The 13,273-nt window shown below is 72.5% G+C and carries 16 protein-coding genes; 9 read left to right on the top strand and 7 right to left on the bottom strand.

Annotated features, from left to right (window positions below; genetic code table 11):
* Window positions 1-2: 2 nt before the first annotated feature.
* The 5 genes from FFT10_RS16810 to FFT10_RS16790 are packed head-to-tail and all read left to right on the top strand — an operon-like array spanning window position 3 to window position 4,473.
* On the top strand, window positions 3-794 hold the full coding sequence (locus tag FFT10_RS16810) for an ABC transporter ATP-binding protein (protein ID WP_137733995.1): 792 nt from the start codon (window positions 3-5) through the stop codon (window positions 792-794).
* Window positions 791-1,528, top strand: coding sequence for an ABC transporter ATP-binding protein (locus FFT10_RS16805; RefSeq protein ID WP_137733994.1), 738 nt, complete (start codon window positions 791-793; stop codon window positions 1,526-1,528). The genes FFT10_RS16810 and FFT10_RS16805 overlap by 4 nt, the downstream gene beginning before the upstream one ends.
* Window positions 1,525-2,553 (top strand): branched-chain amino acid ABC transporter permease, encoded by a 1,029-nt coding sequence (locus FFT10_RS16800; protein WP_137733993.1) that lies wholly within the window; start codon window positions 1,525-1,527, stop codon window positions 2,551-2,553. The genes FFT10_RS16805 and FFT10_RS16800 overlap by 4 nt, the downstream gene beginning before the upstream one ends.
* Before the next feature lie 7 nt (window positions 2,554-2,560).
* Window positions 2,561-3,640: a branched-chain amino acid ABC transporter permease gene (locus FFT10_RS16795; protein ID WP_137733992.1), complete on the top strand. Its 1,080-nt coding sequence runs from the start codon at window positions 2,561-2,563 to the stop codon at window positions 3,638-3,640.
* Window positions 3,637-4,473, top strand: a complete 837-nt coding sequence (locus FFT10_RS16790) for an alpha/beta fold hydrolase (RefSeq protein ID WP_137733991.1) — start codon at window positions 3,637-3,639, stop codon at window positions 4,471-4,473. Before FFT10_RS16795 ends, FFT10_RS16790 begins: the two co-directional genes overlap by 4 nt.
* 11 nt (window positions 4,474-4,484) lie before the next feature.
* Here the strand turns inward: FFT10_RS16790 and FFT10_RS16785 are convergent, their stop codons facing one another.
* Window positions 4,485-4,784 (bottom strand): protease inhibitor I42 family protein, encoded by a 300-nt coding sequence (locus tag FFT10_RS16785; RefSeq protein WP_137733990.1) that lies wholly within the window; start codon window positions 4,782-4,784, stop codon window positions 4,485-4,487.
* Window positions 4,785-4,969: 185 nt separating this feature from the next.
* Here FFT10_RS16785 and FFT10_RS16780 point away from each other — a divergent pair, with 185 nt between their 5' ends.
* The 3 genes from FFT10_RS16780 to FFT10_RS16770 all read left to right on the top strand — a co-directional run bounded on the left by FFT10_RS16780 (window position 4,970) and on the right by FFT10_RS16770 (window position 7,964).
* Window positions 4,970-5,956 (top strand): Tim44 domain-containing protein, encoded by a 987-nt coding sequence (locus tag FFT10_RS16780; RefSeq protein WP_174246122.1) that lies wholly within the window; start codon window positions 4,970-4,972, stop codon window positions 5,954-5,956.
* Between the two features lie 100 nt (window positions 5,957-6,056).
* A complete protein-coding gene (locus tag FFT10_RS16775) occupies window positions 6,057-7,343 on the top strand; it encodes a hypothetical protein (protein WP_137733989.1) in 1,287 nt (428 codons plus the stop codon).
* A 39-nt stretch (window positions 7,344-7,382) separates the two neighbouring features.
* The gene (locus FFT10_RS16770; RefSeq protein ID WP_137733988.1) at window positions 7,383-7,964 is read left to right on the top strand and encodes an NnrU family protein; all 582 of its coding nucleotides are present in this window, start codon (window positions 7,383-7,385) and stop codon (window positions 7,962-7,964) included.
* Between the two features lie 11 nt (window positions 7,965-7,975).
* Here FFT10_RS16770 and FFT10_RS16765 read toward each other — a convergent pair whose 3' ends face one another.
* The 4 genes from FFT10_RS16765 to FFT10_RS16750 form a co-directional block, all read right to left on the bottom strand.
* Window positions 7,976-8,206, bottom strand: coding sequence for a hypothetical protein (locus FFT10_RS16765; RefSeq protein ID WP_137733987.1), 231 nt, complete (start codon window positions 8,204-8,206; stop codon window positions 7,976-7,978).
* Window positions 8,207-8,322: 116 nt separating this feature from the next.
* The gene (locus tag FFT10_RS16760) at window positions 8,323-10,398 is read right to left on the bottom strand and encodes a TonB-dependent receptor (protein WP_137733986.1); all 2,076 of its coding nucleotides are present in this window, start codon (window positions 10,396-10,398) and stop codon (window positions 8,323-8,325) included.
* A gap of 78 nt (window positions 10,399-10,476) precedes the next feature.
* Entirely contained in the window at window positions 10,477-10,878 is a 402-nt protein-coding gene (locus tag FFT10_RS16755; RefSeq protein ID WP_137733985.1) for a DUF2946 family protein, read from the bottom strand.
* 24 nt (window positions 10,879-10,902) lie between these two features.
* Complete coding sequence (locus tag FFT10_RS16750; protein WP_137733984.1) at window positions 10,903-11,610, bottom strand: SOS response-associated peptidase; 708 nt, start codon at window positions 11,608-11,610, stop codon at window positions 10,903-10,905.
* Between the two features lie 149 nt (window positions 11,611-11,759).
* Here FFT10_RS16750 and FFT10_RS16745 point away from each other — a divergent pair, with 149 nt between their 5' ends.
* Window positions 11,760-12,014, top strand: coding sequence for a hypothetical protein (locus FFT10_RS16745; protein ID WP_137733983.1), 255 nt, complete (start codon window positions 11,760-11,762; stop codon window positions 12,012-12,014).
* Here FFT10_RS16745 and FFT10_RS16740 read toward each other — a convergent pair.
* Entirely contained in the window at window positions 11,997-12,686 is a 690-nt protein-coding gene (locus FFT10_RS16740) for a phosphatase PAP2 family protein (protein WP_137733982.1), read from the bottom strand. The two genes, FFT10_RS16745 and FFT10_RS16740, sit on opposite strands and share 18 nt — an antisense overlap.
* Window positions 12,683-13,270, bottom strand: a complete 588-nt coding sequence (locus FFT10_RS16735) for a DUF3299 domain-containing protein (protein ID WP_137733981.1) — start codon at window positions 13,268-13,270, stop codon at window positions 12,683-12,685. The genes FFT10_RS16740 and FFT10_RS16735 overlap by 4 nt, the downstream gene beginning before the upstream one ends.
* Window positions 13,271-13,273 lie beyond the last annotated feature (3 nt).

The raw sequence follows: 13,273 nt of genomic DNA, 5'->3' as shown, positions 1-13,273 counted from the left end.
CCGTGCTCGAGACCCGCGACCTGACGATCCGCTTCGGCGGCCATGTGGCTGTGGATTCGGTGTCCTGTGCCTTCCAGCCCGGCACGCTGACGGCCATCGTCGGGCCCAACGGCGCGGGCAAGACGACCTACTTCAACCTCATCAGCGGCCAGTTGCCAGCCAGCGCCGGCCAGGTGCTGCTGGACGGGCAGGACATCACCGGCCTGCCGGCGCCGCTGCGCACCCGGCTGGGCCTGGGCCGGGCCTTCCAGCTGACCCAGCTGTTCGCCAACCTCACCGTGCGCGAGAACGTGCGCCTGGCCATCCAGGCGCGTGAAGCCGGCCGCGGGCAGGGCGGCGGCTGGGGCGGGGTGGACCTGTTCCGCGTCTGGCTGGACCGCAAGGCCTGGATCGACGAGGCCGAGGCGGTGCTGGCCCAGGTGCGCCTGGCCGGCAAGGCCGACCTGCTGGCCGCCGCGCTGCCGCATGGCGACCAGCGCAAGCTGGAAGTGGCGCTGCTGATCGCGCTGGACCCGAAGGTGTTCATGTTCGACGAACCCACCGCCGGCATGAGCGTGGACGAGGTGCCGGTGATCCTGGACCTGATCCGCGGCCTGAAGGCCCAGCTGTGGGCCAGCGGCAAGGGCACCATCCTGCTGGTCGAGCACAAGATGGACGTGGTGCGCGAGCTGGCTGACCGCATCATCGTGCTGCACAACGGCCAGCTGGTGGCCGACGGCGAGCCGGCGGCGGTGATTGCCTCGCCGGTGGTGCAGCAGGCCTACCTGGGCATGGCGGCGGAAGAACCGGCATGAGCACCAACCTGCTGGAGCTGACCGGGGTGCACACCCACATTGGGGCGTACCACATCCTGCATGGCGTGGACTTCGCCGTGCCCGAAGGCGGCGTCACCATGCTGCTGGGCCGCAATGGCGCCGGCAAGAGCACCACGCTGCGCACCATCATGGGCCTGTGGCCGGCCAGCCAGGGCGAATTGCGCTTCCAGGGCCGGTCGTTGAAGGGCGTGGCCACGCCCGACATCGCCACCCAAGGCATCGCCTACGTGCCCGAGAGCATGGGCATCTTCACCGACCTGTCGGTGAAGGAGAACATGGTGCTGGCCGCCCGGAAGGCCCGCAACGCCAGCGAGCTGGACAGCCAGCGGCTGGACTGGATCTTCAGCCTGTTCCCGGCGCTGAAGAAATTCTGGCTCTACCCGGCCGGCAAGCTGAGCGGCGGGCAGAAGCAGATGCTGGCCGTGGCCCGCGCCATCGTCGAGCCGCGTGCGCTGATCCTGATCGACGAGCCCAGCAAGGGCCTGGCGCCGTCGATCATCCGCAACCTCATCGATGCCTTCGGCGAACTCAAGCGCCAGAAGACCACGATCCTGCTGGTGGAGCAGAATTTCATGATGGCCAAGGCCCTGGGCGACACCGTGGCGGTGATGGACAACGGCCGGGTGGTGCACCGCGGCGCCATGGCCGAGCTGGCCGGCGACGAGGGCATGCAGCAGCGCCTGCTGGGCCTGAGCCTGGGAGCGCACCAATGAGCACCGCTGCCACCGTGCAAACCCCGGCGGCCGCCGCGACCGCCGTGCCCAAGGCCCAGTTCGACTGGCGCCCGCTGGCCCTGCTGGCCGCACTGATGGCGCTGGCGCTGCCCGCCATCGGCTCGCCCAGCACCTGGGTCACGCTGACTGTCGCCGGGCTGGCGATGGGGCTGATCATCTTCGTCATCGCCTCGGGCCTGACCCTGGTCTTCGGCCTGATGGACGTGCTGAACTTCGGCCACGGCGTGTTCATCGCGCTGGGCGCCTTCATGGCCACCACGGTGATGGCCGCGATGACGCCCTGGGCCGGCGAGTCCGGTGCGCTGCAGTTGGTCAGCGTGTTCAGCGCCATGCTGGTGGCCATGGCGGTGGCTGGCGCGGTGGGCTGGGCCTTCGAGCGGGTGATCGTGCGGCCGGTCTACGGCCTGCACCTGAAGCAGATCCTGATCACCATGGGCGGCATGATCGTCGGCGAGGAGATTATCAAGGTCATCTGGGGCCCGCAGCAGATCGCGCTGCCGTTGCCCTCGTCGCTGACCGGCTCCTGGTTGGTGGGCGATGCCTCGGTCGAGAAGTACCGGGTGATGGCCGCCGGCATCGGCCTGCTGGTGTTTGCGGCGCTGGCCTTCACCCTCAATCGCACCAAGGTCGGCCTCCTGATCCGTGCCGGGGTGCAGGACCGCGAGATGGTGGAGAGCCTGGGCTATCGCATCCGCCGGCTGTTCGTCGGCGTGTTCGTGGCCGGATCGGCGCTGGCCGGGCTGGGCGGCGTGATGTGGGGCCTGTACCAGCAGAACGTGACGCCGCAGATCGGCGCCCAGGTCAATGTGCTGATCTTCATCGTCATCATCATCGGCGGCCTGGGCAGCACGCTGGGCTGCTTCGTCGGCGCGCTGCTGGTGGGGCTGATGGCCAACTACACCGGCTTCCTGGCACCCAAGGTGGCGCTGTTCTCCAACATCGGTCTGATGGTGGCGATCCTGCTGTGGCGGCCGCAGGGCCTGTATCCCGTCACCAACCGCTGAGCGCGCCATGCTGAACAGACTGCTTTCGCATGACCTGCCGCGCAGCCGCTGGCTGGCCGCCACGCTGCTGCTGATCCTGATCGGCCTGGCGGCGGCGCCGTTCCTGTTCCCCGGCAGCAAGCCGCTGGGCGTGGCGGCCAAGATCCTGGTGTTCATCCTGCTGGTGGCCAGCTACGACCTGCTGCTGGGCTACACCGGCATCGTCAGCTTCGCCCACACCATGTTCTTCGGCATCGGCGCCTACGGCGTGGCGATTGCCAGCACCCGCATGGGCGAGGGCTGGGCAGCGCTGGCCGTGGGCGCGGGCTGCGCGCTGGGGGTGTCGCTGGTGCTGTCGCTGGTGATCGGGCTGTTCTCGCTGCGGGTCAAGGCGATCTTCTACGCCATGATCACGCTCGCCGTGGCCTCGGCCTTCCAGACCCTGGCCTCGCAGCTGAGCGATTTCACCGGCGGCGAAGACGGCCTCACCTTCAAGAACCCGGCGGTGCTCAGCCCGTCGTTCGAGCCGTTCTCGGGCCCGGTGCTGGGCATCTCCATCGACGGCCGGGTGCTCAGCTACTACCTGCTGTTCGTGGTGGTGCTGGTGGCGTTTGCGGCGCTGTTGCGCATCGTCAATTCACCCTTCGGCCGGGTGCTGCAGGCCATCCGCGAGAACGACTTCCGGGCCGAGGCGATCGGCTACCGCACGGTGGTCTTCCGCACCCTCAGCAATGTGCTGGCCGCGCTGTTCGCCACGCTGGCCGGCGTGCTGCTGGCGCTGTGGCTGCGCTACACCGGGCCCGACACCACGCTGAGCTTCGAGATCATGCTGGACATCCTGCTGATCGTGGTGATCGGCGGCATGGGCACGGTGTACGGCGCGGTGGTGGGCGCGGTGCTGTTCGTGCTGGCGCAGAACTACCTGCAGGACCTGCTGAAGCTGGGCGCCACCGCGCTCGACGGCGTGCCGGTGCTCAGCGCCTTCATCACGCCCGACCGCTGGCTGCTGTGGCTGGGCGTGCTGTTCGTGCTGAGCGTCTACCACTTCCCCACCGGCGTGGTGGGCCGGCTGCGGGCCCGGGCGCTGGCGGCGCGGAGCGGCGCATGACGCCCACCTCGCACTACCTGGTCTGCCAGGGCCGCGAACTGCATGTCACGGCCTGGGGCGATCCGCGGGCCGAGGTGGTGGTGGCCTGGCACGGCCTGGCCCGCACCGGCCGCGACATGGACGACATCGCCGCCCACCTCGCCCAGCGCTGGCGCGTCATCTGCCCCGACACCCTGGGCCGCGGCCTGTCGCAGTGGAGCCCGGCGCCCGACGATGAATACCACCTGGGCTTCTACGCCGCCCAGGCGCAGGACCTGCTTGACCAGTTCGGCATCGCCCAGTGCCACTGGCTGGGCACGTCGATGGGCGGCGCCATCGGCCTGCGGGCGGCGGCCACGGTGCTGCGCGGGCGCATCCAACGGCTGGTGATGAACGACATCGGCCCCGAGCTGGCCGCGCCGGCCGTGGCGCGCATCCGCGGCTATGCCGGCAGCCCGCCGGCCTTTGACACCGTGGGCGCGCTGGAGCAGTACTTCCGCACCATCTACCAACCCTATGGCACGTTGACCGACGCCCAGTGGCGGCGCCTCACCGAGACCAGCGTGCGCCGCCTGCCCGACGGCCGGGTGACGCCGCACTACGACCCGGCGATGGTGCGCCAGTTCACCGTCCACCCGCAGGACTACGACCAGTGGGATGCCTGGGACGCGCTGCCGATCCCGGTGCTGGTGCTGCGCGGCGCCGACAGCGACCTGCTGCTGCCCGATGTGGCCGAGGCCATGCGCAACCGCGGCCCCCGCGCCGTGGTGGTCACCATCCCCGGCTGCGGCCATGCGCCGGCATTGAACACGCCGGCGCAGTTCGCCCTGGTCGAGCGGTTCTTCGCCGGCTAGCCGGCGCGCGATCAGACCACGTGGACCGTCACCGGCTGCAGCGCCTGCGGCTGGTCGTCCCAGGGGCGCTGCAGCACGAAGCGCAAGGCATGCGTGCCGGCCGCAGCGGCGGTGAACAGGAAGCGCTGCTGCACCGCGGCACCATCGCCCGCGCCAGCCGCGGCGTGGCCATCGGCCACCAGGGTGCAGCCCGGCGGCGCCGGCGGCGCCTGCCACAGCAGGCCCGCGCCCGGCTGGGCATCCAGCACGATCGCCACGGCCTCGCCGGCGCGGGCCTGCAGCGACAGGGTGGGGCGGTCGGGTCGGGGCATGGCAGGCTTTCGGTGCGGCGGAGCAGCCGATCATGGACCGCGCGCCCCTTGAAGTCCACGCCGATGGCCCGACCTGCCTGCATGGCACTTTTTTCACCATGTGGTGGGAACTGCGGTACCGTTCGGCGCTCCAAGCTTAGCGGCCTGCTGCCGGGCCGATCGTCCAACTTCCGGAGACTGACACTGTGAAACACCTGCTGGTTGCCCTGTCCGTGGCTGTCGCCACCGTCTCGCTGGGCCTCGCCCCGGGCGACGCCGACGCCAAGCGACTCGGGGGCGGCAAGGCCGCCGGCATGCAGCGCCAGGCGCCGCCGCCGTCGTCCACCCCCACCAACACGCCGCCCAGCACGGCGGCTGCGCCCGCGGCCGCTGCCGCACCGGCAGCAGCCACCACCGGCGCCGCGGCAGCCGCTGCCGCGCCCAAGCGCAACTGGATGGGCCCGCTGGCCGGCCTGGCCGCCGGCCTGGGCATTGCCGCGCTGTTCAGCCACCTGGGCATGGGCGAAGGCCTGGCCAACTTCATGATGCTGGCCCTGATGGCGGTGGCGGCGTTCTTCCTGATCCGCTTCCTGCTGGCCCGCTTCGGCGGTGGTGCCAAGCGCGCTGCTGGCCCGCAGCTGGCCGGTGCCACGGCCGGTGCCGGTGGATCGGCTGGCGGCTGGCAGGCCCAGCGGCAGATGCCGCAGCCGGACGCCCCGGTGGCCGCCAACCCGGCCACGCCGGTGTTCCGCAGCGCGTTGGAAGAAACCTCCGGCGCCGCTCCGGCTGCCGCTGCAGCGCCGGTTGCCCCGCTGACGCTGCCCGGCGGCATGGCCACGGCCGACTTCGAGCGCCTGGCCAAGATGGTCTTCATCCGCATGCAGGCCGCCAACGATGCCGGCAACGTGGACGATCTGCGCAAGTTCACCACGCCCGAGCTGTTCGCCTCGCTGCGGCTCGACCTGCAGGAGCGTGGCAGCGCCACCCAGACCACCGATGTCGTGCAGATCGACGCCCAGGTGGTCGAAGTGACCCAGGAGAACGGCCAGGACATCGTCAGTGTGCGCTTCCACGGCCTGGTGCGTGAGCAGGCTGGCGCCGGCGCCGAGCCGTTCAACGAGCTGTGGCACCTGGTGCGCCCCGCCAGCGGTGCGGGCGACTGGGCGATCGCCGGCATCACCCCGGTGCAATGACGGGCCCGGTGCCCGACGAGGCGGCCTGCGGGCCGCTTTTTTTCGACCTGCATACACTCCGTGTCCTGCCGCTTTGGCAGGACATCTCCAGGCGTTGCCCGTGACCTCTGCCCGCCCCGTTCCGCGTACCGCATCCTTCCTGTTCGCGCCGCTGCTGCTGGCGGGCCTGCTGGCCGCTGGCCAGGCCTGGGCCCAGGCCACCGCGCCGGCGCCGGCGGCCGCCGCGTCCGGCCCCACGCTGCGGGCCGAGCTGGCCAAGCCGTTGACGGCCGCCCAGGAGGCCGTGCGCAGCGGCAAGAGCGCCGAAGCCCTGGCCCGCATCGCCGAAGCCGAGGCCATGCCGGCGCTGACGCCGTATGAGCAGTACGTGGTGATGCGCCTGAAGGCGCCGGCGCTGTTCGGCAGCGGAGACCAGGCCGGTGCGCTGGCGCTGTTCGAGAAGGTGGTGGCATCGCCGCTGCTGCCCACGGCCGAGAAGCTGCCGCTGACCGAGACCACCATCAAGCTGGCGCTGCAGCTCAAGCAGTACGCCACCGCCCAGGCGCTGATGAAGTCCTATCTGGACAGCCGCGGACCCAACGCCGAGATCGCCAGCCTGTACCCGCAGGTCCTGAGCGTGCAGAACGACCATGCCGGCGTCATCGCCCACCTGCTGCCGGTGGTGGCCGCCGACGAGGCCGCCAAGCGCCCCACGCCCGAGGCCACGCTGCGCCTGCTGGCGTCCAGCCAGAACCAGGTCAAGGACAGCGTGGGCTATCTGGCCACGCTCACCCGCCTGGCCGGCAGCACCGGCAAGACCGACTACTGGGACGAGCTGATCAACCGCACCGTGCGCAAGGACGGCTTTGCCGACGACCGCCTGCGGCTGGATGTGTACCGGCTGCGCCTGGTGGTGGGCATCGCGCTGGAGGGTGACGAGATCGGTGACATGGCTTTCCGCGCCAACCAGGCCGGCCTGCCGGCCGAGGCCCAGGCTTTGCTGGACGACGGCTACAAGGCCGGCCTGCTGGGCAAGGGCCCCAATGCCGCCGCCGACCAGAAGCTGCGCGAATCGGCCACCAAGGCCGCGGCGCAGGACCGCGCCACGCTGGCCGAGACCGAGGCGGCGGCGCTGAAGGCGCCCAACGGCAATGCGCTGTACGGCCTGGGCATGGCGGTGTCATCCACCGGCGCGCATGAGCGTGGCCTGGCGCTGATCACCCAGGGCATCGCCAAGGGCGGCCTGCGCCGGCCCGACGATGCCCAGCTGCACCAGGGCATCGTCGCGCTGCGCGCGGGCAAGGCCGACCAGGCCAAGGCGGCGTTTGCCGCCGTCAAGGGCAGCGACGGCGCCGCCGACCTGGCCCGGCTGTTCACCGTCTACATCGACAGCCCGGCGCGCAAGTGAGCGCCGGCCGCACCCACCACCACCTTTGAAAGACCGCCGATGAGTGCCCTGATCCTGGGTCTGCTGATGTTCCTGGGCATGCATTCGTCCCGCATCGTGGCCGAAGGCTGGCGCACGCAGGTGATCGCCCAGCGCGGGCCGGGGGCCTGGAAAGGCCTGTACACCGTGGTCTCGCTGGTCGGCTTCGGGCTGATCATCTGGGGCTATGGCCAGGCCCGGATGCAACCGGTGGTGCTGTGGGAATCGCCGGTGTGGACCCGCCACCTCGCGGCCCTGCTGGTGCTGGTGGCCCTGGTGCTGCTGGCCGCGGCCCAGGTGCCGGGCAACGGCATCAAGGCCCGGGTGCACCACCCGATGGTGCTGGGCGTCAAGGTGTGGGCACTGGCCCACCTGCTGGCCAACAACACGCTGGCCGACCTGCTGCTGTTCGGCAGCTTCCTGGTCTGGGCGGTGCTGGATTTCCGCTCGTCACGCCAGCGCGACCGCGCGGCCGGCACCGTCTACCCGCCGGGCAGCGCAGGCCGCACCGTGGTTGCGGTGGTGCTGGGCGTGCTGCTGTGGGCCGCGTTCGCCTTCTGGCTGCACGGGCTGCTGTTCGGCGTGCGGCCTTTCGGCCGCTGAACCGCCGCGGATCAGCCGCGCTGGAGCCGCGGGTCGCCGCCCGGCCGCGGGCCGAACAGCTGGTCGAAGACGGTCTCGCCTTCCAGCTCGCGGGCATCCAGCCCCTGCAGCACCTCCTGCAGCGGTGGCTGCACCCGGGTGCCCGGCTTGAAGTCGGCCTGGCCGATGGCGGGCGCCAATTCACCCGGCGTGGTGTCCTGCCAGGCGCGGCGGTCGTGGAGCGGTGGGCGGGTGGTGCGCATGGCCGGCAGACTACCGCCGCCGGCACCGCCCGATCGGCCGAACAGGCCCGCCGGGCAGCCGCTGTTGCGCTGTTGGCCGCCCAGGGCGTGCATCCGTCACGCCCGGCGGGTTGGCGTCAGAACACGACGCGCACGCTGCCCTGCAGGGCGCGGCCGCCGGCCGGCGCCAGCGCCCGCGCCGTGGGCAGGGCGACGGCGTTGGTGGCCAGGGCATCGCCCAGGTTGCCGAGCTTCAGCGTCCACAGCGCTTCGGCGCCCGCGCCCAGGCGCTGGGTCCAGCTGGCCCACAGGTCCAGCGTGGTCCAGGCCGGCGTGGCCACGTCGCTGTCGGGCACGCGGCTTTGGCGGGCGGCGTGGCGCAGCTGCAGGCCGCCGCGCCAGGCGCCCTGCGCCGCCTCCAGTCCGGCCTGCAGCCGCAGCGGGGCGATGCGCGGCAGCGGCTGGCCGCTGGCACGGTTGTCGCCGCGCACCCAGTCCAGGCCGGCGCTGGCCTCCAGCGTCCAGCCGGGCAGCCAGGCCCCGGCATCGAGCCGGTTGCGGGCCTCGATCTCGCCGCCCACCAGCCGCGCCGGCACGCCGCTGAAGCGGTAGACCGGCACGTCGATCGGGTTGCCGTCCTCATCCTCGACCGGCACGGTGGCACCGGTGGCGTCCAGCGCGATGTAGTTGGCAAAGCGGGTGTGCCAAAGCGCTGCCCGCAGGCTGTGGCCAGCCTGCTGCCACTGCAGGCCCACTTCCAGGTGGCGGCTGCGCTCCAGCTTCTGGTCGACATCGCCCTGTTCGAAGGCGCCGGTGGCCACATGCACGCCGTTGGCGAACAGCTCGTAGTAGGCCGGCGCCCGCTGGGTGCTGCCCAGCGACGCGGTGGCCCGCCAGCCGCTGGCGCCCACCGGCAGCTGCAGGCCCAGCAGCAGGCTGCGCGGGCGGAAGCTGCGCGACAGCGCCGGGCCGAACTTCGGCTCGGCCGCATCGGCGGCATCGCCATCGCTGCGCACACGCACCGTCTCCAGCCGCAGGCCGGCCTGCAGCGTGGCGGCGCCCAGGCTCAGCTCCTGCAGGGTGAACAGCGCCTCGCTGCGGGTGCGGGTGTCGGGCACGAAGGCTTCCTCGCCCAGGGCGGAGAAGTCCAGCCGTTCGGCCTGCAGGCCCAGCACGCCGCGCAGTGTGCCGCCGGCCAGGGCCAGCGGTGCCTGCGTGGCCTGCAGCCGCAGCTCCTGCCCGGTGCTCTTGAAGGTGGTGCCCACCGCGCCGTCGCCTTCCACTTCCTGGTGCTGGTAGCGGGTGGTGCTGGCCTGCCAGCCCAGGCTGTCGAACGGGCCGGCCAGGCCGCGCCGCTCGCCGGCCAGCTGCAGGCGGTCGCGGCGCATCCGGATGCGGACCTCGGGATCGACCGTCACGCCATAGCTGTTGCGGTAGGCGTCCACCGCGGCGCCGACGAAGCCCCGTGCATCGGCCCAGGAGGCGCCGACCGCCGCTGCCTCGCTGGTGCCGTCGCTGTTGGCCACGCGGTGGCTGGGCGCCGTGTCGCCCGGCCGGATGAAGTCGGGTGTGCGCAGATCGCCGCTCTGGCGCCGTGCCACGTCGGCATGCCAGTTCAGGCCGCCGGCGCCGGCTTCCAGCACCGCGGCGCCGGCGGTCTCGCGGGCGGCCCCGCCCAGGCGCAGCTCGGCCCGGCCGCCCAGTGCGCCCAGGGCGCTGCGCGGGATGCGGTTGTCGATGGCATTGACCACGCCGCCCGTGGCATTGCCGCCATACAGCAGCGCCGCCGGGCCGCGCAGCACTTCCAGCCGCTCGACCACCAGCGGGTCGACCGCCACCGCATGGTCGAAGCTGAGGTTGGAGGCATCGGCCGACGCGCCACCGTTGTCCAGCAGGCGGATGCGGTCGCCGTCCAGGCCGCGGATCACCGGCCGGCTGGATTGCGGGCCGAAGCTGGTGGCGGCCACGCCGGGCTGGCCGTCCAGCGTGTCGCCCAGGGTGCCGCCGCGTCGGCGGGTGAGCTCGTCACCGGCCAGCACGCTGCTGGGCGCGGTGAGCCGGCTGCCCAGCGGATTGCCGGTGATGACCACGGTGGCGGGGGCGTTCGATTGGGCCAGGGCCAGGCCGGGCAGGGCGCTGGCCAGGGCGAGGGTGAAGACGGAGAAGCGGGGCGCGCGACGCTGCGCGCTCCGCAGATGCAGAGGCAAAGGCATGGGGAAGTCCTGCAGGAATGACGGTGGCCGGCGCCAGCCCGCCGTGGAGGCGGGCCGTTGCGCGGGCAGGCGGGCGGGTCAGTGCAGGCGCAGGGGCGGGGCGCGGGCTTGCCAGGGGGCCGTGGCCAGCCGCCGGGGTGCCGGCCGTGGCATGGGCAGCGGCGCTCCGCCGCGGGCCTGGCGGGCCAGCCAGCCCCAGACCACCGGCAGACTGGCCGCGCCCAGCGTCGCCAGCACCAGGCAGATCTGGCACAGCGCATCGCCGGCGTCGGCATGGCCGCCGTCGCCGTGGTGGTCGCCGTGGTGGTGGCCATGGTCGTGGCCGTGTGGCCCGCTGTCGGCCCCGGTCTCCAGCGTGGCCAGCCCAGGGGGCTGCAGCACATGCGACAGCAGGTGCAGCGCGCCCAGCTGCTGCGTGAGCAGCAGCAGCAGGCTGAGCGAGAGGGCGAGCAGGCGCTGGCGCATGGAGGCGCCGAGCATAGCCGGCTGCGGTGACCGTGGCCGTCAGGCCGGCGGCAGCGGCAGGATCAGGTCCGGCCCCTCGGCGCTGGACCGGCCCACCGCGCGTGCCACCGGCCAGGCCTGCATCGCGCCCTCGGGCAGGCCTTGGAGCAGCGGCGCCAGGCTGGCGGCGTCGGTGTTGCCGCGGTCCAGCCAGGCGGCCCACTGCGCCGGCGGCAGCATCACCGGCATGCGGTCGTGGATGGGCGCCATCAGCGCATTGGCGGCAGTGGTGATGACGCAGCAGGTCAGCAGCCAGTCGCCGGCGTCGGCGCCCTCGGCCGCCGGGGCGCGCCAGGCCTCGAACAGCCCGGCCATCGCGAAGAAGGGCGCGTCCACCGGGCTGATGTAGTGCGGCTGCTTGGCCGGCTTGCCGTCGGGGCCGGTGACCGGCTGCCATTCGTAGAAGCCGCTGGCCGGCAGGATGCAGCGCCGCCGCCGCACCGCCTGGCGGAACGACGGCTTCTCGGCCATGCCCTCGCTGCGGGCGTTGTTCAGCTTGGCGCCCAGGGCGGGGTCCTTGGCCCAGTGCGGCACCAGGCCCCAGCGCATGGTCTCGGCGATGCGCTCGCCTTCCTTGGTCTCGTAGACCACGGGCACGTCGGACTGCGGCGCGATGTTGAAGCGCGGCCCGAAGGGCTGGATGCGGGTCAGGCTGAAGCCCGACACCAGGGTCTGCGGGTCATAGGCGACGACGTAGCGGCCACACATGCGGTGCTCCGGGCTGGGCGGGTTGTGATGTTTGCACAGCTCCCCCGTCGCGGGGTCCCCCCTTCTCTCCGACCGCCGGGTGATGGTGCGGCGTCGCTGGCCGGCCGACCATGGCTGCACCTGCCTGCCAACCACTGCCGGAGACCCGCATGGCCACCACCGACCGCCCCCGCATCGTCGTGCATGTCAGCATCCCCCGGGTGCCGCCCGCCGCGGTGGATGGCGACCCGCCCGTGGAGGACGCCAGCCCGGTTTGCGGCTGGTTCGAATCGAGTTGGGCGCTGCGCCAGGGCCTGGCGGTGCAGGAGCTGGGTCCGTCCGACCTGCCCGATGACGGCACCGTGGCCGCGCTGTGGCTGGCTGCGCTGGGCGCGCCGGCGGCGCCGTCAGCGTGTTGGCAGTGACACCGCTGGCGGCGACAGCCGTTGCTGGTGGTCGCGGTGCATCTCCCAGCGCTGGTAGGCCTGCGGCCGGCCCGACAGCGCCAGCGACAGCCGGGTGACCCAGTCATGGGTGCGCGACGCCGGCGCACCGACCACCCCCAGCAGCGCCCAGGCCAGCAGGGCCAGCGGCATCCAGCGGGCCAGCGGCAGCGCCGGCCAGCGCCCGGCCCGCAGCGCCAGCGCGCTGGCCGCGGCGCCCAGGCCGTAGCCGGCCACCACCTCGCTGACCGAGTGTGCGCCCACCTTCACCCGCGACACCGCCACCGCCAGCGCCAGCAGGTAGCCCAGGATCAGCACCCGCCGCCGGCCGTCGGCCGTGCGCGGCCCCAGCGCCAGGCGCAGCAGCAACGGCATCAGCGCCGCCGCAAACATCGCGTGGCCCGAGAAGCCGGTGAAGTCCAGCGGCGCATGGCCGATGCCGAAGCCCAGGAAGGCGATCTTGCTGGTGGTGGTGACGGCCACCGCCACGCCGCTGGCCAGCAGCCAGGCCAGTGCCAGCCGCGGCCCGCCCGGCTGGCGCCACAGCCACAGCAGCGACAGCGCCATCGCCGGCAGCAGGATCTGCGCCTCGCCCAGGCGGGTGATCTGCGCCCACCACCAGGCCACACCGCCCGGCAGCGCGGCCTCGCTCACCGCGCCGGCGGCTTGTAGCGTTCCACCAGGGCGGCCTCCAGCCGGTAGCCGGTGGTGCCCATGGCCGAGTTGTTGCGGCTGGTCTTGAGCACGCCGCTGACCCACACCGTGTCCATGCTGCGCAGGCCGCCGGCCGGCTTGGCCGGCACCACCAGCACGATCTGGTTGGCCGGCGGTGGCGGCGTGTGGATGCAGGCGCCGAAGTAGGGCACCAGCAGGAATTCGGTGTGGCCCTCGGCCACTTCTTCCAGCGGCACCAGGTAGCCGGGCAGCTTGACGCGGGTGTTGTTCAGTGCCGGCTCGGTGGGGGCGTTGTCCCAGACCTCGCGCATCTGCTGCATCAGGGCCTGCGTCTTGGGATCACCGTCGATCAGCATGGCGGTGTCGCCGAGGCCCTTGTCCTTGAGCAGCTTGGCCGGATCCCAGCCCTTGGGCACCAGGTCGTCCCAGCGGATCTCGGTGTAGCCCGCGCTGTTGGTGGTGGGCTTGGGCAGCGGCTGGGCGGCCAAGGGCAGCGCGCCAGCCGCCAGCAGGCCGGCAGCGCACTGCAGCCATTGGCGGCGGGGGAGGGCAGAGGTGGGCATGGT

The sequence above is a fragment of the Pseudaquabacterium pictum genome, from assembly GCF_005403045.1.
In the GTDB taxonomy this organism is placed as follows: Bacteria; Pseudomonadota; Gammaproteobacteria; order Burkholderiales; family Burkholderiaceae_C; genus Pseudaquabacterium; species Pseudaquabacterium pictum.
This window is presented reverse-complemented; position numbering and strand designations above follow the sequence as displayed.

What these genes read in the sequence shown, in the direction of transcription:
- FFT10_RS16735 (WP_137733981.1), bottom strand. Translation starts at nt 13,270, where the DNA reads ATGCCCACCTCTGCCCTCCCCCGCCGCCAATGGCTGCAGTGCGCTGCC.
- FFT10_RS16760 (WP_137733986.1), bottom strand. Translation starts at nt 10,398, where the DNA reads ATGCCTTTGCCTCTGCATCTGCGGAGCGCGCAGCGTCGCGCGCCCCGC.
- FFT10_RS16800 (WP_137733993.1), top strand. Translation starts at nt 1,525, where the DNA reads ATGAGCACCGCTGCCACCGTGCAAACCCCGGCGGCCGCCGCGACCGCC.
- FFT10_RS16765 (WP_137733987.1), bottom strand. Translation starts at nt 8,206, where the DNA reads ATGCGCACCACCCGCCCACCGCTCCACGACCGCCGCGCCTGGCAGGAC.
- FFT10_RS16755 (WP_137733985.1), bottom strand. Translation starts at nt 10,878, where the DNA reads ATGCTCGGCGCCTCCATGCGCCAGCGCCTGCTCGCCCTCTCGCTCAGC.
- FFT10_RS16795 (WP_137733992.1), top strand. Translation starts at nt 2,561, where the DNA reads ATGCTGAACAGACTGCTTTCGCATGACCTGCCGCGCAGCCGCTGGCTG.
- FFT10_RS16745 (WP_137733983.1), top strand. Translation starts at nt 11,760, where the DNA reads ATGGCCACCACCGACCGCCCCCGCATCGTCGTGCATGTCAGCATCCCC.
- FFT10_RS16785 (WP_137733990.1), bottom strand. Translation starts at nt 4,784, where the DNA reads ATGCCCCGACCCGACCGCCCCACCCTGTCGCTGCAGGCCCGCGCCGGC.
- FFT10_RS16750 (WP_137733984.1), bottom strand. Translation starts at nt 11,610, where the DNA reads ATGTGTGGCCGCTACGTCGTCGCCTATGACCCGCAGACCCTGGTGTCG.
- FFT10_RS16770 (WP_137733988.1), top strand. Translation starts at nt 7,383, where the DNA reads ATGAGTGCCCTGATCCTGGGTCTGCTGATGTTCCTGGGCATGCATTCG.
- FFT10_RS16790 (WP_137733991.1), top strand. Translation starts at nt 3,637, where the DNA reads ATGACGCCCACCTCGCACTACCTGGTCTGCCAGGGCCGCGAACTGCAT.
- FFT10_RS16805 (WP_137733994.1), top strand. Translation starts at nt 791, where the DNA reads ATGAGCACCAACCTGCTGGAGCTGACCGGGGTGCACACCCACATTGGG.